22 protein-coding genes are annotated in these 24589 nt (G+C 65.1%); 13 read left to right on the forward strand and 9 right to left on the reverse strand.

The window, feature by feature from the left end; genetic code table 11:
- Positions 1-20: 20 nt before the first annotated feature.
- From D4Q52_RS18175 to D4Q52_RS18190, 4 genes are read right to left on the reverse strand one after another with little or no spacing between them, the layout of a single operon-like run.
- On the reverse strand, positions 21-299 hold the full coding sequence (locus D4Q52_RS18175) for a hypothetical protein (protein WP_119857981.1): 279 nt from the start codon (positions 297-299) through the stop codon (positions 21-23).
- The gene (locus D4Q52_RS18180) at positions 296-3352 is read right to left on the reverse strand and encodes an efflux RND transporter permease subunit (RefSeq protein ID WP_119857982.1); all 3057 of its coding nucleotides are present in this window, start codon (positions 3350-3352) and stop codon (positions 296-298) included. The genes D4Q52_RS18175 and D4Q52_RS18180 overlap by 4 nt, the downstream gene beginning before the upstream one ends.
- Entirely contained in the window at positions 3349-4422 is a 1074-nt protein-coding gene (locus D4Q52_RS18185; RefSeq protein ID WP_119857983.1) for an efflux RND transporter periplasmic adaptor subunit, read from the reverse strand. Before D4Q52_RS18185 ends, D4Q52_RS18180 begins: the two co-directional genes overlap by 4 nt.
- Positions 4419-5498 carry an efflux RND transporter periplasmic adaptor subunit gene (locus D4Q52_RS18190; RefSeq protein WP_119857984.1) on the reverse strand — a complete coding sequence of 360 codons (1080 nt, stop codon included), beginning with the start codon at positions 5496-5498 and terminating at the stop codon, positions 4419-4421. The genes D4Q52_RS18185 and D4Q52_RS18190 overlap by 4 nt, the downstream gene beginning before the upstream one ends.
- 90 nt (positions 5499-5588) lie before the next feature.
- On the opposite strand from D4Q52_RS18190, the gene D4Q52_RS18195 reads away from it, so the two are divergent.
- From D4Q52_RS18195 to D4Q52_RS18205, 3 genes are all read left to right on the forward strand, one after another.
- Entirely contained in the window at positions 5589-6209 is a 621-nt protein-coding gene (locus D4Q52_RS18195; protein WP_119857985.1) for a TetR/AcrR family transcriptional regulator, read from the forward strand.
- A 128-nt stretch (positions 6210-6337) separates the two neighbouring features.
- Complete coding sequence (locus D4Q52_RS18200) at positions 6338-7861, forward strand: ATP-binding protein (RefSeq protein ID WP_119857986.1); 1524 nt, start codon at positions 6338-6340, stop codon at positions 7859-7861.
- Positions 7862-7957: 96 nt separating this feature from the next.
- On the forward strand, positions 7958-9067 hold the full coding sequence (locus D4Q52_RS18205) for an S-(hydroxymethyl)glutathione dehydrogenase/class III alcohol dehydrogenase (protein WP_119857987.1): 1110 nt from the start codon (positions 7958-7960) through the stop codon (positions 9065-9067).
- A 372-nt stretch (positions 9068-9439) separates the two neighbouring features.
- On the opposite strand, the gene pqqE is transcribed toward D4Q52_RS18205, so the two are convergent.
- From pqqE to pqqA, 5 genes are all read right to left on the reverse strand, one after another.
- Positions 9440-10615 carry a pyrroloquinoline quinone biosynthesis protein PqqE gene (gene pqqE, locus D4Q52_RS18210; RefSeq protein ID WP_119857988.1) on the reverse strand — a complete coding sequence of 392 codons (1176 nt, stop codon included), beginning with the start codon at positions 10613-10615 and terminating at the stop codon, positions 9440-9442.
- Positions 10612-10917 carry a pyrroloquinoline quinone biosynthesis peptide chaperone PqqD gene (gene pqqD / locus D4Q52_RS18215; protein WP_119857989.1) on the reverse strand — a complete coding sequence of 102 codons (306 nt, stop codon included), beginning with the start codon at positions 10915-10917 and terminating at the stop codon, positions 10612-10614. The genes pqqE and pqqD overlap by 4 nt, the downstream gene beginning before the upstream one ends.
- Positions 10918-10924: 7 nt before the next feature.
- Positions 10925-11689, reverse strand: coding sequence for a pyrroloquinoline-quinone synthase PqqC (gene pqqC / locus D4Q52_RS18220; RefSeq protein ID WP_182915352.1), 765 nt, complete (start codon positions 11687-11689; stop codon positions 10925-10927).
- Positions 11686-12612, reverse strand: a complete 927-nt coding sequence (pqqB, locus tag D4Q52_RS18225; protein ID WP_119857990.1) for a pyrroloquinoline quinone biosynthesis protein PqqB — start codon at positions 12610-12612, stop codon at positions 11686-11688. Before pqqB ends, pqqC begins: the two co-directional genes overlap by 4 nt.
- A 78-nt stretch (positions 12613-12690) precedes the next feature.
- On the reverse strand, positions 12691-12771 hold the full coding sequence (gene pqqA, locus D4Q52_RS18230; protein ID WP_054161083.1) for a pyrroloquinoline quinone precursor peptide PqqA: 81 nt from the start codon (positions 12769-12771) through the stop codon (positions 12691-12693).
- A gap of 379 nt (positions 12772-13150) precedes the next feature.
- Here pqqA and D4Q52_RS18235 point away from each other — a divergent pair, with 379 nt between their 5' ends.
- The 10 genes from D4Q52_RS18235 (at position 13151) to D4Q52_RS18280 (ending at position 24531) form a co-directional block, all read left to right on the forward strand.
- Positions 13151-13882, forward strand: a complete 732-nt coding sequence (locus D4Q52_RS18235; RefSeq protein ID WP_119857991.1) for a GntR family transcriptional regulator — start codon at positions 13151-13153, stop codon at positions 13880-13882.
- Positions 13883-13949: 67 nt separating this feature from the next.
- Positions 13950-15227, forward strand: a complete 1278-nt coding sequence (gene frc / locus D4Q52_RS18240; RefSeq protein WP_119857992.1) for a formyl-CoA transferase — start codon at positions 13950-13952, stop codon at positions 15225-15227.
- A 267-nt stretch (positions 15228-15494) separates the two neighbouring features.
- Positions 15495-16445, forward strand: coding sequence for a Bug family tripartite tricarboxylate transporter substrate binding protein (locus tag D4Q52_RS18245; RefSeq protein WP_234831241.1), 951 nt, complete (start codon positions 15495-15497; stop codon positions 16443-16445).
- A 75-nt stretch (positions 16446-16520) separates the two neighbouring features.
- Positions 16521-17018: a tripartite tricarboxylate transporter TctB family protein gene (locus tag D4Q52_RS18250; RefSeq protein WP_119857994.1), complete on the forward strand. Its 498-nt coding sequence runs from the start codon at positions 16521-16523 to the stop codon at positions 17016-17018.
- A gap of 82 nt (positions 17019-17100) precedes the next feature.
- Positions 17101-18633 (forward strand): tripartite tricarboxylate transporter permease, encoded by a 1533-nt coding sequence (locus tag D4Q52_RS18255; RefSeq protein WP_119857995.1) that lies wholly within the window; start codon positions 17101-17103, stop codon positions 18631-18633.
- Between the two features lie 122 nt (positions 18634-18755).
- Positions 18756-19730 carry a 2-dehydropantoate 2-reductase gene (locus D4Q52_RS18260; protein ID WP_119857996.1) on the forward strand — a complete coding sequence of 325 codons (975 nt, stop codon included), beginning with the start codon at positions 18756-18758 and terminating at the stop codon, positions 19728-19730.
- Positions 19731-19923: 193 nt separating this feature from the next.
- The gene (locus tag D4Q52_RS18265; RefSeq protein WP_119857997.1) at positions 19924-20709 is read left to right on the forward strand and encodes a fumarylacetoacetate hydrolase family protein; all 786 of its coding nucleotides are present in this window, start codon (positions 19924-19926) and stop codon (positions 20707-20709) included.
- A gap of 314 nt (positions 20710-21023) precedes the next feature.
- Positions 21024-22019, forward strand: coding sequence for an NAD(P)H-dependent flavin oxidoreductase (locus D4Q52_RS18270; RefSeq protein WP_119857998.1), 996 nt, complete (start codon positions 21024-21026; stop codon positions 22017-22019).
- 35 nt (positions 22020-22054) lie between these two features.
- A complete protein-coding gene (locus tag D4Q52_RS18275; RefSeq protein ID WP_119857999.1) occupies positions 22055-23023 on the forward strand; it encodes a quinone oxidoreductase family protein in 969 nt (322 codons plus the stop codon).
- A 128-nt stretch (positions 23024-23151) separates the two neighbouring features.
- Positions 23152-24531 carry a cation-efflux pump gene (locus D4Q52_RS18280; protein ID WP_119858000.1) on the forward strand — a complete coding sequence of 460 codons (1380 nt, stop codon included), beginning with the start codon at positions 23152-23154 and terminating at the stop codon, positions 24529-24531.
- Positions 24532-24589 lie beyond the last annotated feature (58 nt).

A 24589-nucleotide genomic window follows, 5' to 3' on the forward strand; every position in this document is an offset into this window, starting at 1 on the left:
GCCGAACGGTTGACAACCGATTAGGGATTGGACGCGTCGCAGTGCCGATCCACAGAAGATTCAGCCGAATGATGGGGCGCGCTCGGACGCGGAACCCGCTCGAGATAGTCCTGATGGATCGCCTGGATGGTCTTGCGGTCGTCGAACTTGACGCGCCAGCTGCTCGGCGAGCCCTGCCCGACGATCAGACCTTCGCGGTCGCCGTACTTCGGATGGCGCGAGCGGCCCAGCGGGCTCATCCGGACGCGAGCGCCCCGACACAGGGGAAGCGGAGCAGACAGGTAATCGTTCGTCTTCATGTAGGCGCGCCTTCTTCCGGCATCTTGATACGAAACCACGCCACGTAGAGCGCGGGCAGAAAGAGCAGTGTCAGCACGGTGCCGACGATGATGCCGCCCATCATCGCGTAGGCCATCGGCCCCCAGAACACCTCGCGGGCGATCGGAATCAGCGCGAGGCTGGCGGCGGCTGCCGTGAGCAGAATCGGTCGCATCCGGTGTTCGGTCGCTTCTTCGACCGCTTCCCAGGGCGGCTTGCCTTCGCTGCGCAGTTGTTCGATCTGCACGATCAGGATGACCGAGTTGCGGATCAGGATTCCGATCAACGCCAGCACGCCGAGGATCGCGACGAACCCGAGCGGAGCGCCGCTCGGCAGCAGCGCTGCGACAACGCCGATCAGAGCCAGGGGCGCGACGGCGAACACCAGGAACAGCCGGTGGAAGCTCTGCAGCTGCACCATCAGGATGGTCGCCATCACGAACAGCATGATCGGCACCACCGCGGCGATCGGCGCCTGCGACTTGGCGCTTTCTTCGACCGTGCCGCCGACCACCGCCGCGTAGCCGAACGGCAGCTTGGCGTTGAACTCGGCGACCTGCGGCTTCAGCTGATCGACCACGGTCGCCGGCTGGGTGGCGTCGATCAGGCCGGCCTTGACGGTGATGGTCGGCAAGCGTGAGCGGCGCCAGATCGTCGGCTGTTCGAGCTCGTAGCGGAACGTCGCCACCGCCGCGAGCGGCACGCTCTGCCCGCTGCTGCCCGACAATTGCAGGTTGCGCAGCGTCTCGATCGACCCACGCTCCGCCGCATTGGCGCGGCCCTGCACGTTGACCAGATAGATATCGTCGCGAACCTGGGTGACGGTCGAGCCATCGACGATGGCGTTGAGCGTCGAGGCGATATCTTCCGACGTGACGCCGAGCTGGCGCGCCTTGTCCTGCAGCACGTCGACCTTGACGACGCGCGCCGGCTCCATCCAGTCGTACACCACGTCGCCGAGATGCGGATTGGTCGCCATAATACCGGCGAGCTGCCGCGACAGCTCGCGGACCTTGGCGATGTCCGGCCCGCTGACGCGGTACTGGATCGGCCGGCCGACCGGCGGGCCGATATCGAGCAGCTTCACCAGCGCGTCGGTGCCCGGGAAGGTCTTTTTCAGATAGGCCTGCAATTCCGGCTGCAGCCGGTCGCGGTCGGCGAGGCTCTTGGTGACGATTACGATCTGGCCGAACGACTTGTCGGCCGGCTGCACGTCGAACGACAGCACGAAGCGCGGCGCGCCCTGGCCCACATAGCTCGACCAGTGATCGATACCGTCCTTGCCCTGCAGCGCCTCGCGCTCGAACCGTGCCATCTGTGCGCTGGTTTCGGTGATCGAGCTGTTCTGCGGCAGATTCCAGTCGACGATCAGCTCGTTGCGATCGGACGACGGGAAAAATTGCTGCTGCACGAAGCCCATGCCGACCAGCGACAGCGCGAACGCCGCCAGCGTCACGCCGATCGTCAGCCACCGCCAGCGCATGCAGAACAACAGCGTCCGGGTGAACGCGCGCGAGAACCATCCCTTGGTCTCGTGATGGCTCTTCATCTGCTTCGGCAGGATGGTGACGCCGAGTAGCGGCGTGAACAGCACCGCGACGATCCACGAGGTGATCAGCGACACCGCGATCACGACGAACAGCGTGAAGGTGAATTCGCCCGCGGCGCTACTGTTGAGGCCGATCGGGATGAAGCCCGCCACCGTCACCAGCGTGCCGGTGAGCATCGGGAACGCAGTCGAGGTGTAGACGTGGGTCGCGGCCTTCTCGAGCGTATCGCCGACCTCGAGCCGAGCTACCATCATCTCGACCGCGATCATGGCATCGTCGACCAAGAGGCCGAGCGCGATGATCAGCGCGCCCAGCGAGATCCGCTGCAGCGAAATGTCGGAATACTGCATCACCAAAAAGGTGATCGCGAGCACCAGTGGAATCGAAATCGCCACGACCAGGCCGGCGCGCAGGCCGAGGCTGATGAAGCTGATCGCCAGCACGATCGCGACCGCTTCGAACAGCGCCCGGGTGAAGCCCGACACCGCCTCGTCGACGATCTGCGGCTGGTCCGACACCAGATGCACCTCGGCGCCGACCGGCAGATCGGCCGTGATGTGCTTCATCTTCTCCTTCAGCGCCTCGCCGAACTCCAGCAGGTTGGCGCCGGCCTTCATGCCGATCGCGAGGCCGATCGCGGGCTGTCCCTTGTATCTGAAAAGCGAGGTCGGCGGATCGGAGTAGCCACGTCGGATGGTGGCGATGTCGGTCAGCGGGAAGAACCGATCGTTGACGCGCAGATTGATCGCCTTGAGACTCTCTTCCGAAGTAAACTGTCCGCTGACGCGGACGCTGATCCGCTCCGGCCCCGCCTGCAACACGCCGGACGGCGTGATCGCATTCTGCGCTTGCAGCGACGCGATGATCGAGCGCTGATCGAGCCCGAGCGCCGCGACCTTGCGCGGCGAGAACTCCAGGAAGATCACTTCGTCCTGGGCGCCGATGATATCGACGCGCCCGACGTTGGGCACTTGCAGCACCTTGGCGCGGACGTCCTCGACCTGATCGCGGAGCTGGCGCTGGGTGAGACCGTCGCTGGTGAAGGCGTAGATATTGCCGAAAACGTCGCCGAAGCGATCGTTGAACGCCGGCCCGAGCACGCCCTGCGGAAAGTCGCCCTTGATGTCGTTGACCATGTTGCGGACGCGCACCCAGGTCGGGACCACGTCCCGCGCCTTGGTGGTGTCGCGCAGAAAGACGAACACAGTGGTCTCGCCGGCGGTGGTGATGCTCTTGGTGTAGTCGAGCGATTCCAGCTCTTCGAGCTTCTTCTCGATCCGGTCGGTGACCTGGCGCGTGGTTTCTTCGGCCGAGGCGCCAGGCCATTTGGCCTGGATCACCATCGTCTTGATCGTGAACGCCGGGTCTTCCTCGCGGCCGAGCTCGAGATACGAGAACAGGCCGGCCGCCATGAAGGCGATCATGAAGTACCAGACCATCGAACGATGGTGCAGGGCCCAGTCGGAGAGGTTGAATTTCTTCACGCTTGCGGTTCCCCTTCGAGGCGGACCCGCTGGCCCTCCTTGAGTTGATGCACTCCCGCTCTCGCTATACGTTCGCCGGCGTTGATTCCGTCGGTGACCTGAACCGAGCCGTCGTCGCCGCGCACGATCTGCACCTTGCGCTTGCTGACCGACTTGGTCGCCGGATCGATCACCCAGACGTAGGACTGATCATTGTCGACGAGGATCGCAGTCGCCGGCAGCGAATAGCCTTGCGACGGCTTGCCCGGAATCAGCGTGGTGATCGTCGAACCGAGCCGGAACGTGTCCGGTGGAGACTCCAATGTGATCCGCACCCGCCGCGTCCGTGTGACCGGATCGGCCTGCGGCGCCACTTCGCGGACTTTGCCGGCGGCTTCGATCTGCGCATCGAGCTGCAGCCGCACCGTCAACGGCGCGCCGATCTTGAGCATGCCGGCGAGTTCGTCGGCGACGTCGATCACCGCCTCGCGAATGTCCGGCCGCGCCACGGTCACGACGGTCTGGCCGGGATTGACAATCTGCCCGACCTGGACGCCGACTGCGGTGACGACGCCGGCATACTCGACTTCGAGCTTGGTGTAGCTGAGCTGCTCGCGCGCCTTGGTCAGATTGGATTGCGCGCGCGTCACTGCCGCCTGCGCGGCGGCGCTGCTCTGCTCGGCGGAGTCGAGCGTCGCCTTGGTGGTCGCGCCGGTCTCAATCAGCGTGCGCTGGCGATTGGCGGTGCCGCTGGCATTGACGAACTGTCCCTGCGCGGTCGACACTTCAGCCAGAGCCGAGCGCACCGCGAGCTCGGCCGCGAACGGGTCGACGGCGGCGAGCAGTTGGCCCTTCTCCACCGTGTCGCCGACATTGACCGGCCGCGCGATCAGCCGCCCGAGCATGCGGAAGCCGTAGTCGGTCTTGAACTGCGGCTCGACCGTCCCGACCACCGCGAGACTGCTCGCCTCGCGCGGCGCGACCACCACCGATAGCACCGGCCGGATCGGCTCCGGCTGCTCCGGCTTCTTGTCGCAGCCCGCAATCAGCAGACATGTCGTTGCAAGCACGACGATCCGAACCATGTTCATGCCTCGGCTCCGTCGTAAGTGACGATTTGAGCCGGACGCAGCAGCTTGCCGCCTTCGATGACGACGCGTTCGCCGGGAATAAGGCCGCTCGCCACGACGACGGAATTCGTCTCGTAGGCCTCGACCGCAATGTTCTTCAGCGACACCGCGCGCGTTTGCGGATCGACCACCCATACGGCGGGGCCGTTGACGTCCGAGGTCAACGCGCTCCATGGCAGCACGATGCGCTCGACCGGCTTGCTACGCCCCTCGGCAGCCACCACGCTGCCCAGCGTCATGGCCGGCGGCGGATCGATGATCGACATCTTGACGCGAACGGCGCCGCTTTTCGGATCGACGGTCGGCGAGATTTCGCGAGGCTTTGCCGACGCCGTGACCTTCGGGTCGGACAACAACATCAACTTTGCGGTATCGCCTTCCCACGGCGTCAGGAAGATCGACTCGTAGACGTCGACCACGGCGTCCCGCGCGCCGTCTTCCGCCAGCGTGTAGGCGGACTGCGCAGCCTGGGCGACCTGGCCGACTTCGATGTTGCGGGCCGTGATGATGCCGGAGGCGCTGGCGCGAAGTTCGGTGTAGCTCAGCGCATCGGTGGCATTGCCGAGCTGGGCTTTGGCGGTCTCCAGCGAGCCTTCAGCGGTGCGCAGCGCCTCCTGCGCCTGATCATACGCCACCCGGGTGGTAAAGCCCTTGTCGATCAGCGACTTCTGCCGCTCGTAATTTGCCGTCGCGACCCGCACTTGTGCTTCGGCAGCCGCGACCGCGGCCTGCGCGCCGGCGAGGTCCGCCTGCTGTTCGGTGGGATCGATCTTGGCCAGCACGTCGCCCGCATTCACATGCGCGCCGACATCGACCATGCGCTCGGTGACCCGGCCGCTGACCCGAAACGACAGCTCGGTGCTGACCTTTGCCTGAACGTCACCGGTGAGCCGGATGATGTTCTGCCAGGGCTGCAGCTGAACCACCTCAGTCTTGACCAGCGTCACCGGCCGCTGCGGCTGAGCGCGCTCGCCGCCACATCCCGCTAGGCACACGGCCAACGGCGCCAGCAAGACTATCCGGAACGTGGAAAGCATGACGGTTGGCCCATTTCATCAATCGTCTGCCCTGAGTATTATTGACTGACTCGAAAGTCAATAGTAGGGTCGGGTGACTGGAGTTGAGGAATGTCCCCCGAGACCAAGACCCGCAGAAGGCGCAAAGCCGAACGCCCCGCTGAAATTTTAGACGCGGCGTTCGAGGAATTTGTGCAACACGGCTATTCCGCCACACGCCTCGAAGACGTGGCGGCTCGGGCCGGTGTGACCAAGGGCACGGTGTATTTTTATTTCGACGCAAAGGAGCGCGTGTTCGAGGAGATGGTGCGGCACAAGTCGCAGACCTTCCTCCCGGATTTGGTCAGTCAGGTCGAAAAAGCCCAAGGCACCTACACGGAAAGGTTGCAGGCTCTCGTCGCCTTCACCTACGCGCACATCGCCGAAAACCGAAACTCACGGGAAGTGCTGCGCTTCCTGATCTCTGAAGGCGGGCGCTTTCCCGAGTTGGTCGATCGACACTATGATGAATTCGTGCTGCCGATGATCGACCAGTTCAAGCAGCTGATCGACGCCGGCGTCGCGGCCGGTGAATTTCGCGATGCACCGGCTTCTGAATTCGTCGAGATCATCATGAGCCCGGGACTCTTGGTCTGCCTGTGGTCGCTGGTGTTCGGCACGCGCAAACACTTCGATCTCGACCAATTCACCCGGGCGAGCACCGATCTGATCCTGCGCGGCCTCGCCAAGTAACGCCCCCACGGTTCCGGATCAGCAACCGGCACGCGACCGTGCATAACACCTGACATGCGCCCCCGGATGCTCGACGCGCCGGGCTCGGATTGTTAAGCCCCCTCCTCCGAAAGGAGAGTCGGGCCGATATGACCGTTGCGATCGAGATGGGGCAAACCAGCGGCGGCGCAGCCGCGACGCTCGACCTCGAAGAGCTGCTGGCCACCCGCTTGCTGGTGCAAGGGAATTCCGGCTCGGGCAAATCCCATCTGCTGCGCCGTCTGCTCGAGCAGAGCGCGCCGTGGGTGCAACAGGCGATTATCGATCCCGAAGGCGACTTCGTCACGCTGGCCGAACGCTTCGGCCATCTCGTCATCGACGCCGAGGCGCATACCGAGCGCGGCCTGCAGGTCGCGGGCGAGCGCGCCCGCATGCATCGCGTCTCGACCGTGCTTAACCTCGAAGGGCTCGACGCCGAGAACCAGATGCGGCGCGCCGCCGCATTTCTCGACGGCATGTTCAACACCCCGCGCGACCATTGGTACCCAATGCTCGTGGTGGTCGACGAGGCGCAGCTGTTCGCGCCTGCCGTCGCCGGTGAAGTCTCCGACGACGCACGAAAACTGTCGCTCGGGGCGATGACCAATCTGATGTGCCGCGGCCGCAAGCGCGGACTCGCCGGCGTGATCGCGACGCAGCGGCTGGCCAAGCTCGCCAAGAACGTCGCGGCCGAAGCGTCGAACTTCCTGATGGGCCGCACCTTCCTCGACATCGACATGGCGCGCGCCGCCGATCTGCTCGGCATGGAGCGGCGCCAGGCCGAACAGTTTCGCGATCTCGAGCGCGGCCAGTTCATGGCGCTCGGCCCTGCCCTGTCGCGCCGCCCGCTCGGCCTGCGGATCGGCCCGACCGAAACCCATCCGCGCAACGCCTCGCCGAAGCTGATGCCGCTGCCGGAAGCCGCGCTCGAAGACGCCCGCGCCGTCATTCTGGCCGCGCCGCCGCCGGACGCCGTTGGCGCGCGGCCGCAGCGCCGGCAGCCCGCGCCCGATCTGCTAAGTCAGCTGATGGCGGCGAAGTCCGCCGCGATCGACGCCCGCCCCGAGCCCGAAGCCGAGCCGCTCACCGACGACCAGCTCGCCGAACGCCGCGAACGGCTCGACCGCATCCTGCGCGCAATCCTCGCTGAGCCCGACGCCGGCTTCCGCGCCATCGGCGTGCTGTATCAGGAGTTCATCGTGCGTTGCCGGATCGAGGGCCTCGCCGCGACGATCCCCGACATGGTCGAATTCCGCCGCATGCTGACGCACGCCCGCGCCGGCCTCACCGCCGAGATGGCGGCCGACGACGGCTGGCAGGACGTGACGCTGCGCGCGTCGATATTGCCCGACGACATGCAGGGCGTGTTCATGATGATCGCGCGCGCCGCCAAGGAAGGCTGGCCCTGCCCCGGCGACGCCGCCATCGCCCGCGCCTACGGCACGCACTCGCTGCGCCGCGCGCGGCGGCTGCTGACCTATATCGAAGAGCAAGGCCTGATTGTCTGCCAGTTCGACGGCACCGGCCGCCGCACCGTGACGCTGGTCGAACTCGGCTGGGCCACCGCGCCGGGCGATCCGAACGCGGCGGAGGAGATGCCGACCGACGACGAGGTTCGCGCCGCGTCCGCCTGAGCCCTCGCATCCGCACCGGCCAGAAAACGGTTCAAGTCGCCGCGCCGATTTGCGATACCAGGTGGCAATCGCATGTTGCCTGCCAGGAGGATCGCCATGAAGACACGGGCCGCCGTCGCGTTCGAAGCCAAGAAGCCGCTCGAAATCGTCGAAGTCGATCTCGAAGGGCCGAAGGCAGGCGAGGTCCTTGTCGAGATCAAAGCGACCGGCATCTGCCATACCGACGCCTACACGCTCGACGGCTTCGACTCGGAAGGCATCTTCCCGTCGATCCTCGGCCATGAGGGCGCCGGCATCGTCCGCGAGGTCGGCCCCGGCGTAACCTCCGTGAAAGTCGGCGATCACGTCATCCCGCTGTACACGCCGGAGTGCCGGCAGTGCAAAAGCTGCCTGAGCCAGAAGACCAACCTCTGCACCGCGATCCGCGCCACCCAGGGCAAGGGCCTGATGCCCGACGGCACCTCGCGCTTTTCCTACAAGGGCCAGCCGATCTTCCACTACATGGGCTGCTCAACGTTCTCGAACTTCACCGTGTTGCCCGAGATTGCGGTTGCCAAGATCCGAGACGACGCGCCGTTCGACAAGAGCTGCTACATCGGCTGCGGCGTCACCACCGGCGTCGGCGCCGTGGTCAACACCGCCAAGGTGACGCCCGGCTCGAACGTCGTGGTGTTCGGCCTCGGCGGCATCGGCCTCAACGTCATCCAGGGTGCCAAGATGGTCGGCGCCGACAAGATCGTCGGCGTCGATATTAACGACGACAAGGCCGAATGGGGTCGCCGCTTCGGCATGACCGACTTCGTCAACCCGAAGACCATCGACGGCGACATCGTCCAGCATCTCGTCAGCCTGACCGACGGCGGCGCCGACTACACGTTCGACTGCACCGGCAACACCACCGTCATGCGTCAGGCGCTCGAAGCCTGCCACCGCGGCTGGGGCGTCTCGGTGGTGATCGGCGTCGCCGAAGCCGGCAAGGAAATCTCGACCCGCCCGTTCCAGCTCGTCACCGGCCGAGTCTGGAAAGGCTCCGCCTTCGGCGGCGCCCGCGGCCGCACCGACGTGCCGAAGATCGTCGACTGGTACATGAACGGCAAGATCGAAATCGACCCGATGATCACCCACGTGCTGAAGCTCGAGGACATCAACAAGGGGTTCGACCTGATGCACGAGGGCAAGTCGATCAGGTCGGTGGTAGTGTTCTAAGTAAGCCGCGCTCGTTCATCGCACCGTGCGAGCGCGCGTTCCCGCCCCAACCTCTCCCCGTCATTGCGAGCGAAGCGAAGCAATCCAGCTCCGAGCACTGCGCTGGATTGCTTCGTCGCTTCGCTCCTTGAAATGACATTCACGTTCGTCATTCCGGGGCGCACGAAGCGCGAACCCGGAATCCATATCCCCGGCGTTCGCGGTTTAGTGATGCACCGGGTCCGGATCCCAAATCGACGTCAGTGAGTATGGATTCCGGACTGGCGCTACGCGCAATCCGGAATGACGAAAGAGAGGTTGAGACTGCGCGCCTGAGATTCCGGGTTCGCGCAGCTTCGCTGCGCGCCCCGGAATGACCGGGGAGAGGCTGTGCTACTCGCGCTCCGCAGTGCCGCCGGCGAAGTTGCGATAGACGAACTTTTCGCCGCCCTGCTCCGCCTCGATTTCCGCCGTCTTGAAGATACGCTCGTGTAGCGGCGACAGCGCGCAGGCCGGATCTGTCGCGGCCGCGTCGCCGGCCAGCGCAAAAGCCTGGCAGCGGCAGCCGCCGAAATCGATCTCCTTGAAGGCGCAGCTGGCGCACGGCTGCTGCATCCAGCCGGTGCCGCGATAGCGGTTGAGTGCTTCGGAATTGCGCCAGATCTCGGCGATCGACGCTCCGCCGCGCACCGAGTCGAATGTAAGCCCGGTGATGGTTTCTGCGGCGTGACAGGGCAGCACCTTGCCGCTCGGCGAGATGTTGAAGAACTGCCGGCCCCAGCCGCCCATGCAGGTCTTCGGTCGCAGCGCGTAGTAATCCGGCACGACGTAATCGATCGAAAGCTGGCCCTTCAGCCGCTCGCGCGCGGCTTCGACCAGCGCCGTGCAATCCTCGATCTGCTGCAGCGTCGGCATCAGCGCGGCGCGGTTCTTCAATGCCCAGCCGTAGTACTGCACGTTGGCGACTTCGAGCCGGTCGGCGTCGAGCCCCACCGCCATCTCGATGATGTCCGGCAATTGATGCAGGTTCTGGCGATGCATCACCGCATTGACGGTGAGCGGCAGATCGAGCTCGCGGGTCCAGCGGGCGACTTCGATCTTCTTGGCGTGACCGTTGGCATAACCGCCGACGCGATCGGCAAGCATCGGCTCGTTGCCCTGAAAACTGATCTGGACGTGGCACAGGCCGGCGTCGGCCAGCGCCGCGAGGCGCTCGCGCGTTAGCAACACCGCCGACGTGATCAGGTTCGTGTACAGGCCGAGGTCGCTGGCGTGCTGCACCAGCTCGACCAGGTCCTTGCGCGCGGTCGGCTCGCCGCCGGAGAAATGCACCTGCAGCACGCCGATCGCAGCGAGCTCGCTGAGCACGCGCTTCCATTCGTCGGTGGAGAGTTCAGAGCCGCCGCGCTCCAGCTCGACCGGATTGGAGCAATACGGACACTGCAGCGGGCAGCGATGCGTCAGCTCCAGCAGCACCGCGAGCGGAATGCCGTAGCTCTCCGCAACGCTGCCGGGCTTGTCCAGCACCGCTGCGCCGGCTGCCGCCGTTGTCAGCGCGCTGTCGCTCATGGCGCCGGCTCCCGCGCTTCGGTCAGGAAGCCTTTGTCAGCAAGGTCCTGCAGCATCGCCACGACATCGGCGCCGATCTCGGTGCGGTCGGCCGTGTACTTGGCGGCGAGCTCATCGACGATGCTGGCGACGCTGCGGGCACCGTCGCACAGCTGCAGGATTTCAACCGCAATGTCGTCCGGCGCCAGCACCCGTTCCGGCGCCAGGATCACCCAGCGCTGCCGCGTCTCGTCGAAGCGCAGCCTGGCGTGGCGCGGCAGGATCGGCCGGCTGGCTTCGCTGACGGTGATGTTGCGCGCCATCGCCGCCTCACCCGGCCCGCGGCACGAAGGCGCCGGGTGGAATGTGGCCGTCGACATAAGCGTGATGCAGCGCGTCGAGCTGCGCCCACAGCACGTTGGTCTTGAAAATGAGCGCGTTGCACACCGCCTCGCGTTCGGCCGGCGTGGTGGCATGGCGCTTGACGTAATCAAGCGCGAAATTCGCGTCGCGCGGCGCCTGTTCGAGCCGCCGCTTGAAGTAGCTCATGATCTCCGGATTGACGAACTCGTAATGCGCCAGCATGCCGGAGATGCGCTCTTCGTGCAGGTTGGGCGCAAACAATTCGGTCAGCGACGACGCGATCGCTTCCAGCGGCGTCCGATCGCGGACGAAATGCACATAGGCATCCACCGCGAACCGCGTCGCCGGCAGGATTCCCTCGGTGGACTCGACATAGGCGCTGTCGAGGCCGAGCCCTTCGGTCAGCTTCAGCCAGCGCTCGATGCCGCCTTCGCTGCCGAGGTCGCCGTCGTGATCCTCTATACGGTGGCGCCATTCGACGCGGGTCGCACGGTCGCGAAAACGCGAGATCACCACCGCGTCCTTGATCGGGATCGTGCTCTGATAATAATAGCGGTTGAGAGCCCAGGCCTGCACCTGCCCCTTGTTGAGTTTGCCGCCGTGCAGCAGGCGATGAAACGGATGCAGATTGTGATAGCGCGCTGCGCCGATCTGGCGTAGCGCCGCTTCCAGCTCCTCCGCATTCTGCAGAGGTGCGGCGCCGTTGATCGAAAAGGCCGTCATCGCGTTCACGGCGTCACCTCCATCCCGTCGGGCGGGATCATCCAGCCCGCCTGCTCCACGGCCTTGCGCTCGGCGGTGTCCGCCAGCAGCGCCGGGTTCGAGTTATTGATATGCACGAACAGCCTTTGCGCAATGCCGAGGTCGTGCAGTGCGGCGATGGCGCCGTCGTCGCCGGACATGGCGATATGTCCCATCGCCTGCCCGGTTTTATGGCCGAGGCCCGCGGCGATCAGTTCGTCGTCGCGCCAGACCGTGCCGTCGAACAGCACGAGCGGAGCGTCGGCGAGCCGTGCCTTGAGCTCGTCCGTCACCCGCGCGCAGGCGGTGAGCACGTGAACCGCGGTGCCGGTCGCCTTATCGGTGATGGTCAGGCCGAGCGTGTCACCGTCCGCCGCATCACCGCCGGGATGCACCTGGCCTTCGAGATACCAGGCCGCCTTGCCCGGCACCGCGAAGGCGGTGACGACGAGACCTGAGGGCGTGCCGTCCGGCAGCGCAAGCTCGAACGGCTGATCGATGTCGATCGGCCGCCGCGGCACCAATTGGTCGTTGAGGACATTGAAAATGCTGTTGGCGCGGAGCACCGCCAGCACCTTGGCATGCGCGTAGATGCTGAACGACGAGCCTTCGCGCATCGACAGCAGCCCCGCGACCGCGTCCACTTCGCCATTGGTGAGGATGACGCCGGCGATCGGGCTGTGGCGCAGCGCGCCGTCCTTCGGATGCAGTTGCGGCGTCGCGATCACCTGCTGCCGCAGATCGGGCGAGGCATTGATCAGGAACCAGTGCGCTCCATCGGCGCTGACCGCCACCGACGCCTGGGTGCGTCGCAACGCCGGATCGGCGAAAGCGGCACGGCACACCGGGCATCCGCAATTCCACTGCGGAACCCCGCCTCCGGCCGCGGCGCCCAGCACGACGACGCGCATCATTGAGTCCTCCGTCCCCAAAAAACAAAGCAGCCGGCGCGGGACGCCGACTGCTCGGAACTCACAACCGTGCTGCGGCTGTTACTTGCGCACCGCGCAGGCGTACATGTTGATTTCCATGCCGACGGAGATTTCGACGATCGCAGGTTTCTTCCAGGCCATGAGGTCCTCCCGAGGATTGCAGAACTGACGTCGCAATGAGTCGAAGATAGAGTCCGGACGAAACGCGCGCAAGCGCGGCGTGGTTGCGCATTATCCTGTCAACTCGAGGTGAGCAGGCGCAGCACGGCTTTATGCCGCAGCGCAGGATGCAATGTCCCATGCCGGGTGATTAGTTTGGGGCCGGCGCTGGCCGCGCCGTCCCGCTGGGCGTTTCAACTACCTCGAAGCGCATCTGGAGAACGAAAATACGGTGCAATTTGGCATACCAGCAACCTTCTCAGCGCAATGCCGCCGCTCAATAAGGGTATTTTGGGAGATTGACCCCTGGCATCTGGTATGCCAGAGCAAGCGGACACACAGGTAAGGATCGACTGCCGAGATGATCGCGCGCGCCCGGGCCAAGATTGTCGACGTCGTGCGCGAGCCGGATCTCGCGGTGACGCGGCTTGCGCCCGAGATCAGCTACAAGGCCAAGGCCTATCAGGCGCTGAAGCAGGCCATCCTTACGATGGACATCTACACCACGCCCGAGCCGGTGATGCTCGACGAGCGCGCGCTGTCGGACAAACTGGGCGTCAGCCGCACGCCGATCCGCGAAGCGATCGCGATGCTCGAGCAGGACGGGCTGGTGAAAGCCCTGCCCCGCCGCGGCATCGTCGTGGTGAGGCGGACCAAGGCCGAGATCGTCGACATGATCCGAGCCTGGGCGGCGCTGGAGAGCATGGCGGCGCGGCTGATCACCACGATGGCTCGCAAGCGCGACATCACCGCGCTGCGCGACGTGTTCAAGGAATTCGGGCCGGACCGGCTTCCGCAGGATCACATCGAGGAATATTCCCGCGCCAACATCGTGTTTCATCAGGCGCTGATCTCGCTCAGCGAGTCGCAGGTGCTGGTCGACATGACCGACGACATCCTGCTGCACGTGCGCGGCTATCGCCAGCTCACCATCGGCCGCAAGGAACGCATCGCCGCGTCGCTGCCCGAACATCTGGCGATGATCGAGGCGCTGGAACAGCGCGACACCGAGCTCGCCGAAAAACGCGCACGCGATCACACGCTGCGCCTCGCCGACTACGTCGAGGCGCACGGCCAGGAGTTGTTCGCCTGACGGCGGACCAAGCAACGACGAACAAGATGCCGCCCTGCGTGCGCGCATCGATGACAGGAGTAGGACTATGACCAAGGCGCTCGACGGCGTTCGTATCCTCGACTTCACCCACGTCCAGTCCGGGCCGACCTGCACGCAGCTGCTGGCGTGGTTTGGCGCCGACGTCATCAAGGTCGAGCGCCCCGGCACTGGCGACATCACGCGCGGTCAGCTGCAGGACATCCCGAAAGTGGACAGCCTGTATTTCACCATGCTGAACCACAACAAGCGCTCGATCACGCTCGACACCAAGAACCCGAAGGGCAAGGAAGTCCTCACCGCGCTGATCCGCACCTGCGACGTGCTGGTGGAGAATTTCGGCCCCGGCGTGCTCGACCGTATGGGCTTCACCTGGGAGAAGATCCAGGAGATCAACCCGCGCATGATCGTGGCGTCGATCAAGGGTTTCGGCCCGGGTCCGTACGAGGACTGCAAGGTCTACGAGAACGTCGCGCAGTGCACCGGCGGCGCCGCCTCGACCACCGGCTTCCGCGACGGCCCGCCGCTGGTCACCGGCGCGCAGATCGGCGACAGCGGCACCGGCCTGCATCTCGCGCTCGGCATCGTCACCGCGCTGTATCAGCGCCAGCACACCGGCCGCGGCCAGCGCGTCACCGCCGCGATGCAGGACGGCGTGCTCAATCTGTCGCGCGTCAAGCTGCGCGATCAGCAGCGCCTCGCCCATGGCCCGCTCAAGGAATACAGCCAGTTCGGCGAAGGCATCCCGTTCGGCGAAGCGGTGCCGCGCGCCGGCAACGATTCCGGTGGTGGCCAGCCCGGCCGCATCCTGAAGTGCAAGGGCTGGGAGACCGACCCGAACGCCTACATCTATTTCATCACCCAGGCGCCGGTGTGGGAGAAGATCTGCGACGTGATCGGCGAGACCGGCTGGAAGACCCACCCGGACTACGCGACGCCCCCTGCCCGGCTGTCGCGTCTCAACGAGATCTTCGCCCGCATCGAACAGTGGACGATGACCAAGACCAAGTTCGAGGCGATGGAGATCCTCAACCAGGACGACATCCCCTGCGGCCCCATCCTGTCGATGAAGGAACTGGCCGAAGACCAGTCGCTGCGCGCCACCGGCACGGTGGTCGAGGTCGATCACCCGACCCGCGGCAAGTATCTGTCGGTCGGCAACCCGATCAAGCTGTCGGACTCGCCGACCGAGGTGAAGCGCTCGCCGCTGCTCGGTGAGCACACCGACGAGATCCTGCGCGACGTGCTCGGCTTCAGCGAGGCCCACGTCGCCGAAATCCACGAATCCGGCGCCACCGCGCCGCCGCGCAAGCAGGCGGCGGAGTAATCAACTCGGCGACAGGCAATACGCCTGTCGCCGCCCTTGCTAAATCTTATAGTTCACCCAGAAAAATTTTACGCAGTCGACGATCGAATTCCAGCAATTTCGTTTGCTTGCTTCCGCCGTTAGTGAAAACATTCGGCCGAAGCAAATGCTCATAGAAGCACAAGCCGGCTCAGATCGGCTCTATCATATTCATGGGAGAGAGGCATGAGGGGTGGAGCGTCTCGTCTTGCGTGCGGCCTTGTTGCCGTCATTTCTATCATCGGGATCATGACGCCCGCAGCCGCGGCGTGGCAGCCGACCCGGCCGGTGGAGTTCATCGTTCCCGCCGGCACCGGCGGCGGCGCTGATCAGATGGCGCGCACGCTGCAGGGCATCGTCACCAAGTACAACCTGATGAAGCAGCCGCTTGTCGTGATCAACAAGTCCGGCGGCGCCGGCGGCGAAGGCTTCCTCGACCTCAAGACGGCGGCGAACAATCCGCACAAGATCATCATCACGCTGTCGAACCTGTTCACCACGCCGCTCGCCACCGGCATTCCGTTTACATGGAAGGATCTCACGCCGGTCGCGATGTTGGCGCTCGACGAATTCGTGCTCTGGGTCAATGCCGATAAGCCTTACAAAACCGCCAAGGACTTCGTCGAAGCCGTGAAGGCGGCCCCGCCCGGCAGCATCAAGATCGGCGGCACCGGCTCGAAGCAGGAAGACCAGATCATCACCGTCGCGCTGGAAAAGGCGACAGGTACCAAGCTCACCTATATCCCCTATAAAGGCGGCGGTGAGGTCGCCGTTCAGCTGGTCGGCAACCACGTCGATGCCACCGTCAACAATCCGATCGAAGCCGTGGCGCAATGGCGCGGCGGCAAGGTGCGACCGCTGTGCGTCTTCGACGGCAAGCCGATGGACTACAGCGAATCCGTCGCCGACGGCCAGGCCTGGAAAGACGTGCCCACCTGCAAGTCGCAGGGGCTCGACATCGAATACCTGATGTTGCGCGGCATCTTCATGGGACCAAAGGCAACGCCCGATCAGGTCGCTTATTACATCGACCTGATCAACAAGGTGCGCGACACGCCCGAGTGGAAGGACTTCATGAAGAGCGGTGCGTTCAACACCACTTTCATGACCGACCCCGATTACGCCAAATGGGTCGAGACAGAGGACAAGCGTCACGAGACGCTGATGCGCGAGGCAGGCTTCCTGGCGCAAGGAAACTGACGGCTCAACCGCCAGGCGTCGACGTCGCTCAGGCGCGTCGCGATCGCCGATGTCTCTTCTCTGCGGAACATTCTTATGGCTGCATCGACTGACGGAAATCTCGGTCCTTCGCAAAAGCTTGTGGAAGCCGGCGTCGCACTGCTGATCGGCGCCACCGGCGTGGTGGTCATTATCGGCAGTATCAAGGCCGGGATCGGCTGGGGCGCGGAAGGTCCGCGGGCCGGCTTCTTTCCATTCTATATCGGGCTGTCGATCGTTGGCGCCAGCGTGGTCAATCTGATATCCGCCCTTCGCGCCCGCCATCATCATCTGTTCGCCGAATGGAGCCAGCTCGGCCACGTCATGAGCGTGCTGATCCCGAGCACGCTGTTCGTCGGCGCGATGCCGTTCATCGGGCTGTACGTGTCGTCCGCGCTGTTCATCGGCTGGTTCATGCGCTGGCTCGGCAAGTATCGCTGGCTGACCGTGCTGGCCGTCGCGATCGGAGCGCCAGTGATCACCTATTTGGTGTTCGAGCGCTGGTTTTTGGTCCCTCTCCCGAAAGGTCCGCTCGAGGACTTGCTCGGCCTCTAGTCGTTGAGTTCGGGTTCTTCAGCCGGACCACGCTGCTTCGCCTGAAACCGCTTTGATGCCCTCGTAGTCAGGACCCTCCACGATGGAAGAGCTCACCAACTTGTTCCACGGCTTCGCCGTCGCGCTGATGCCGTTCAACATCCTGGTGATGATCATCGGCATCGTGCTGGGCGTCATCATCGGGGTTCTGCCCGGCCTCGGGGGCGCCAACGGCGTCGCCATTCTGTTGCCGCTGACCTTCAGCATGCCGCCGACCTCGGCGATCATCATGCTGTCCTGTATTTATTGGGGCGCCTTGTTCGGCGGTGCGATCACGTCGATCCTGTTCAACATCCCGGGCGAGCCATGGTCGGTCGCGACCACCTTCGACGGCTATCCGATGGCGCAGAAAGGCAAGGCCGGCGAGGCCCTGACCGCCGCCTTCACCTCGTCCTTCGTCGGCGCGCTGTTCGCGATCGTCATGATCACGCTGGTCGCGCCGCTGGTGGCGCGGTTCGCGCTGGAGTTCGGTCCGGCCGAGAAATTCGCGGTGTATTTTTTGGCCTTCTGCAGTTTCGTCGGGCTGTCAAAGGAACCACCGTTCAAGACAGTGGCGGCAATGATGCTCGGCTTCGCACTCGCTGCCGTGGGGCTGGATTCGATGACCGGGCAGCTCCGGCTGACCTTCGGCTTCACCGAGATGCTCAACGGCTTCGATTTTCTGATCGCGGTGATCGGCCTATTCGGCATCGGCGAGATTTTGCTGACGATGGAGGACGGTCTGAGCTTTCGCGGCAGCAAGGCGAAGATCAACCTGCGCGTCGTGTTGCACACCTGGAAGGAACTGCCGCGCTACTGGATGACGTCGCTGCGCTCCAGTGTGATCGGGTGCTGGATGGGCGTCACCCCCGCAGGCGCAACGCCCGCCTCGTTCATGAGCTATGGCATAGCCAAGCGTGTGTCCCGGAACGGCAAGAATTTCGGACACGGCGAGATCGAAGGCGTGATTGCACCTGAGACTGCGGCGCATGCCGCCGGTACCGCCGCGCTGTTGCCGATGCTGTCGCTCGGCGTGCCGGGATCGCCGACCGCCGCGGTGCTGCTCGGCGGGCTGCTGATCTGGGGCCTGCAGCCGGGCCCGATGCTGTTCGTCGAGCAGAAGGAGTTCGTCTGGGGGCTGATCGCCTCGATGTATCTCGGCAACGTCGTCGGCCTGCTGATCGTGCTGACCTGCGTGCCGATCTTCGCGGCGATCCTGCGGATCCCTTTTAGCATCGTCGCACCGCTGATCCTCGTCCTGTGCGCCATCGGCGCCTATTCGGTGCACAACTCGACCTTCGACGTGATGCTGATGATGGTGTTCGGCGTCATCGGCTATCTGTTGAAGAAATGCGATTATCCGCTGGCGCCGCTGGTGCTCGCCATCGTGCTCGGCGACAAGGCCGAGGAGGCGTTCCGGCAGTCGCTGCTGGCCTCGCAGGGCGCGCTGGGCGTGTTCTTCTCCAACGGGCTGGTCGGCACCATCATGGCGCTTGGGCTGATCGCCCTGTTCTGGTCGCCGATCAACGCCGGCTACGCCAGGCTGCGGACCGCGACCTCCGGCCGCCCGCGGCCGGCCGGTCCCGACTACGAATAGCCGCATGAGGATCGCGCGCTTGAACCCTGCGCCGATCCGACCGATAAACCACCGCACCGCGTCGTTCGCGGGTGCAACTTCCACGATCGCCAGATGGTCTGGCGTTGAGCCCAGGAAATTCGATGAAGGTTTGTATCTATGGCGCCGGCGCGATCGGCGGTTATCTCGGCGTTCAGCTCGCCCAGTCCGGCGCCGATGTCAGCCTGGTGGCGCGCGGCGCCCACCTTGCAGCCATGAAGGACAAAGGCCTCAAGCTGCTGATCGGCGACGAAGAGCGCGTCGTCAAGGTCAAGGCCACCGACACCCCGTCCGAGCTCGGCGTGCAGGACTTCGTCATCATCTGCCTCAAGGCGCATTCGATCACCGGCGCGATCGACGCGATGAAGCCGCTGCTCGGTTCGCACACTCGCATCGTCACCGCGGTCAACGGCGTGCCGTATTGGTACTTCTACAAGCACGGCAATCAGTTCGAAGGTCGCACGCTGGAGAGCATCGATCCGGGCGCCCGGCAGTGGAACGAGCTTGGCCCCGAGCGCGGCATCGGCTGCATCGTCTATCCGGCGACCGAGTTGGAAGGCCCGGGCGTGGTGCGCCATGTCTATGGCGACAAATTCCCGGTGGGTGAAGCTTCCGGTGAGACCACCGCGGACGTGCAGAACCTGTCAAAGCTGCTCGAAGCCGCCGGCCTGAAGGCCCCGATCCTCGACCGCATCCGCGACGAAATCTGGCTGAAGCTGTGGGGCAATGTCTGCTTCAATCCGATCAGCGCCCTCACCCACGCCACGCTCGACGTGATCGCCTCCGATCCGGCGACGCGGGCGCTGTCGAAGGCGATGATGCTGGAAGCGCAGCAGATCGCCGAGACCTTCGGCGTCAAATTCCGCGTCGACGTCGAGCGCCGCATCGAAGGCGCCCGCAAGGTCGGCGCGCACAAGACCTCGATGCTGCAGGACCTCGAACGCGGCCGGCCGATGGAGATCGACCCGCTGGTCACCGTGGTGCAGGAGATGGGCAAGATGACCGGCATCCCGACCCCGGCGATCGACGCCGTGCTCGGCCTGGTGATCCAGCGCGCCAAGGTGGCGGGGTTGTACTAAACAAGAAGTGCCCGCCGTCCTCCGCCCTCACTTTTGTCATTTCGGGGCGCGCGAAGCGTGAGCCCGGAATCCATAAGCACCGCCAAGTATGGATTCCGGGCCTGCGCCCCGAAGACGGGGCGCATCCCGGAATGACGAACATTGGCGTGGTGCAGCTGACGACACCCCACATTGCTTTAAGGAGACCTTCGCCGTGACCAAATGGGTTCGTTTCCGCGTCAATGGCGCGATCGGGTTCGGCACCATCGCGCATTCCGATATCGCCGTGCACGACGGCGACATGTTCGGCGCCAACAAGCCGACCGGCCAGACGCTGCAGCTCGGCGACGTCGAGCTGCTCAGCCCCTGCGCGCCGGGCAAGATCATCGGGCTGTGGAATAATTTTCGCGCGCTGGCGGCGAAGCTCAATCAGTCGATTCCGCCGGAGCCGCTGTACTTCCTCAAAGCGACCACCAGCGTCGCGGCGCATGGTGCGGTGGTCAATCGCCCCGCCTCCTACGACGGCAAGGTCGTGTACGAAGGCGAGCTCGGCATCGTCATCGGCAAACGCAGCACGAATATCTCGGAGGCCGAGGCCGCGTCGCACATCTTCGGCTACACTTGCGTCAACGACATCACCGCGGCCGATATCCTCAACCGCGACCCGAGCTTCCCGCAATGGGCGCGCGCCAAGAGCTTTGACGGCTTCGGCCCGTTCGGCCCGGCGATCGCCACCGGGCTCGATCCGGCCACACTGTCGATCCGCACCATCCTCAATGGCGCCGAGCGGCAGAACTATCCGGTCGCCGACATGATCTTCCAGCCGCACAAGCTGGTCAGCCTGCTGTCGCATGACATGACGCTGGAGCCTGGCGACCTGATCTGCTGCGGCACCTCAGTCGGCGTCGGCGTGATGAAGGAAGCCAGCAACAGCGTCACCATCGCCATCGAAGGCATCGGCGAACTTCACAACGAATTCCGCCAGGTGGTGAAAGGCTGACGCAGCCGCGCGCTTCGCGCTCCCACGCGCGCGGTCATCCCAGCCCCAGGCACGTCATTCCGGGGCGCGGACGCAGTTCGCGGACCCGAAATCCAGACGTTGTCTGGCACATCGAGATTCAGGGTTCGCTCGCAAGTGCGAGCGCCCCGGAATGACTCGCGGAGGGGTGGTTCGCCTCGCGGAAGGGCTATTGGTGTTGCGGTGAGGCAGTGTGCCCGCCGCATTGGACATTTGCGGCCCGTTTCGGCATCCTGCGCGCGCACCATAACAGCAACAGGCGCGTGCGGCGCCGCGAACGTCCGAGGACTCCAATCATGATCAAGACCCGTTTCACCGAAGCCTTCGGCGTCGAGCATCCGATCGTGCAAGGCGGCATGCAGTGGGTGGGCCGTGCCGAGCTGGTGGCGGCGGTCGCCAATGCCGGCGCGCTCGGCATGATCACTGCGCTGACGCAGCCGACGCCGGAGGATCTCACCAAGGAAATCGCGCGCTGCCGCGACCTCACCGACAAGCCGTTCGGCGTCAACCTCACCATCCTGCCGGCGATCAAGCCGCCGCCCTATGCCGAGTATCGCCAGGCGATCATCGAGGCCGGCGTCAGGGTCGTCGAGACCGCCGGCAACAAGCCGCAGGAACACGTCGACGAATTCAAGAAGGCCGGCGTCAAGGTGCTGCACAAATGCACCAGCGTCCGCCATGCGCTGTCGGCTGAGCGAATGGGAGTCGACGGCATCTCGATCGACGGCTTCGAATGCGCCGGCCATCCCGGCGAAGACGACACCCCCGGCCTGATCCTGATCCCGGCCGCCGCCGACAAGATCAAAGTGCCGATGATCGCTTCGGGGGGCTTCGCCGATGCGCGCGGCTTGGTCGCGGCGCTGGCGCTCGGCGCCGACGGCATCAACATGGGCACGCGCTTCATGTGCACCAAGGAGAGCCCGATCCATCAGGCGGTGAAAGAGAAGATCGTCGCCAATGACGAGCGCTCGACCGACCTGATCTTCCGCACCATGCGCAACACCTCGCGCGTCGCCCGAAACGCGGTGAGCCAACAGGTGATCGCGCTGGAGAAGCAGGGCGCGACCTTCGAACAGGTGCGAGAACTGGTCGCCGGCGCGCGCGGCAAGATGGTCTATGTCAACGGCGATACCGACGAGGGCGTGTGGTCGGCCGGCCAGGTGCAGGGCCTGATCCACGACATCCCGAGCTGCGGCGAGCTGGTGTCCCGCATCATGCGCGAGGCCGAAGCGATCATTCGCGCCCGGCTGGAATCGATGCTATCGGGTGGCGCGCGGCAGGCGGCGGAGTAGTTGCCGCGACCAGCGACGGCACGGGAAAGCAGAAGATGAAGGCCTATGTCTACGGCGCCAACGGCGCCGCCATCACCGACGTCGACAAGCCCGTGCCGACCGGACCGCAGGTGCTGATCCGCGTCCGCGCCTGCGGCCTCAACCGCGCCGATCTCGCCATGACCAAAGGCGCCGCACATGGCTCCGCGGGCGGCGCCGGCACGGTGCTGGGGATGGAATGGGCCGGCGAGATCGAGGCGCTCGGCGACGAGGCCGTCGGCTGCCAGATTGGCGACCGGGTGATGGGCTCGGGCACCGCGGCGTTCGGCGAGTACACCCTCGCCGACCACGGCCGGCTGTTCCCGATTCCGGACGGCATGAGCTTCGAGCAGGCCGCCACCCTGCCGGTCGCGCTGACCACGATGCACAACGCGCTGATCGCCGTCGGCAAGCTGCGCGCCGGCCAGACCGTGCTGATCCAGGGCGCCAGCTCCGGCGTCGGCCTGATTGCGCTGCAGATCGCCAAGCTCAAGGGCGCGCGCCTGGTGATCGGTTCGTCGACCGACAAGACCCGACGCGATCGACTGCATGAATTCGGCGCCGACCTCGCCATCGACTCGTCGTCGCCCGGCTGGATCGATCAGGTGCTGGCCGCCACCGGCGGCGCCGGCGTCGACCTGATCATCGACCAGATCTCCGGTTCGGTGGCCAACCAGAACCTCGCCGCGACGCGGGTGCTCGGCCGCATCGTCAATGTTGGCCGGCTCGGCGGCACCCACGCCGATTTCAATTTCGACCTGCACGCGGCGCGGCGCATCGACTATGTCGGCGTCACCTTCCGGTCACGCAGCATCGAGGAAATCCGCGAGATTTTCCGGCAGGTGCGCGGCGACGTCTGGACGGCGATTGAAACTGGCAAGCTGACGCTGCCGCTCGACCGTGTGTTCCCGTTCGCCGAGATCGGCGAAGCCTTCGCCCACATGGAAGCCAACCGGCATCTCGGCAAAATCGTCGTGTCGCTGTAACGGCTCAATGACCGTCTCCCGCCCTCCTAAATACGACTAATTCGCAATTGCACGCCTCGCGCAATTGCGAGGGGGGCGGTGGCGACCGCGGCTTTTATGTTCGGAAGCGGGCTGCTAAACCCCGCGCCATGACTAACTACGCCAGCACCAAATCGCGTGTGGCTGCGGTATCCGTGCTGGCGAGTGCCAGCATGGCCGCGGCGAAATTCGCCATCGGCATCGCCATCGGTTCGCTGGCGCTGATCTCCGAAGCGCTGCACAGCTCGATCGATCTCGTCGCCACCATCATCACCTGGCTGGTGGTGCGGGTCTCCGACCGGCCGGCCGACGACGCGCATCATTACGGCCATGGCAAGATCGAGAGCCTGTCGGCGCTGGGCGTGATCGCCCTGCTCTACGTGCTGGCCGGCGGCATTCTGGTCGAGGCCACCAGCCGGCTGCGCGAGGGCGCGCCGCCGCCGGCGTTCTCTTGGCTCGCCTTCGGCATTCTCGGCGTCGACATCGTGGTGAACTCCTGGCGCGCCTGGGCGCTGCATCGGACCGCGGTCGCGACCAAGAGCCAGGCGCTGGCCGCCGACGCGCTGCACTTCTCGTCCGACGTCCTGGGCTCGTTCGCGGTGATCGCCGGACTGTCGCTGTCGGCGATGGGTTTCCAGTGGGGCGACGCCGCCGCTGCGATCGGCGTAGCGGTGATGATCTCGATCCTCGGCCTGCGGCTCGGCCGCTCGACGATCCAGACGCTGCTCGACCGCGCACCTGAAGGCGTCTCGGAGAAGGCGCGCGATGTTATCAGCGCCGTGCCGGGCGTGGTCGGCATCCCGCGGCTGCGCGCCCGCATGGTCGGCCCGACGCATTTCATCGACGCGCTGGTCGAGGTGCCGCGCACCTATCCGATCGATCGCATCGACGAAATCAAGCGGCGCGCCGACGAGGCCTTGAAGCAGGTCTACGACGACGCCGACCTCACCTTCACGGCGGTCCCGGTCGCGCGTGACAACGAGACGGTGTGCGAGCGCGTGATGGTGATCGCGCGCAACTCCGGCCTCGCCATCCACCACGTCACCGTGCACGACCTCGGCTGCAAGATCACCGTCAGCATCGACCTCGAGGTCGACGGCAACATGCCGCTGATCGAAGCGCACGACATCGCCCATGAACTCGAGCGCCACATCCGCGACGATTTCGGCACCGACGTAGAAGTCGAGACGCATATCGAACCGCTCGAGCCGGAGATGCCGCACGGCTCCGATGCCGTACCACAGCGCACCGAGGAGATCCGTACCGCGCTGGTCAAGCTCGCCAGCGACGGCGTGATCTACAACGTCCACAACGTCCGGGTCCGCGACACCGAGGCTGGTGAGATCGTCAACTTCCACTGCTATGCCGATCCATCGCTCAGCGTCATCGCAGTGCACGAGCATGTCGATAGAATGGAACGACGGCTGCGCCGGGATTTCCCGACGGTGAAGCGGGTGATCAGTCACGCCGAGCCACCCAACGCGGATTGAAAAATTTGCGCCTGCACGAACTACGAGTCTTCGTTCTCGTTTCGGACTCGGCTCACGC

The organism is Rhodopseudomonas palustris (assembly GCF_003591005.1).
GTDB lineage: Bacteria > Pseudomonadota > Alphaproteobacteria > Rhizobiales > Xanthobacteraceae > Rhodopseudomonas > Rhodopseudomonas palustris_K.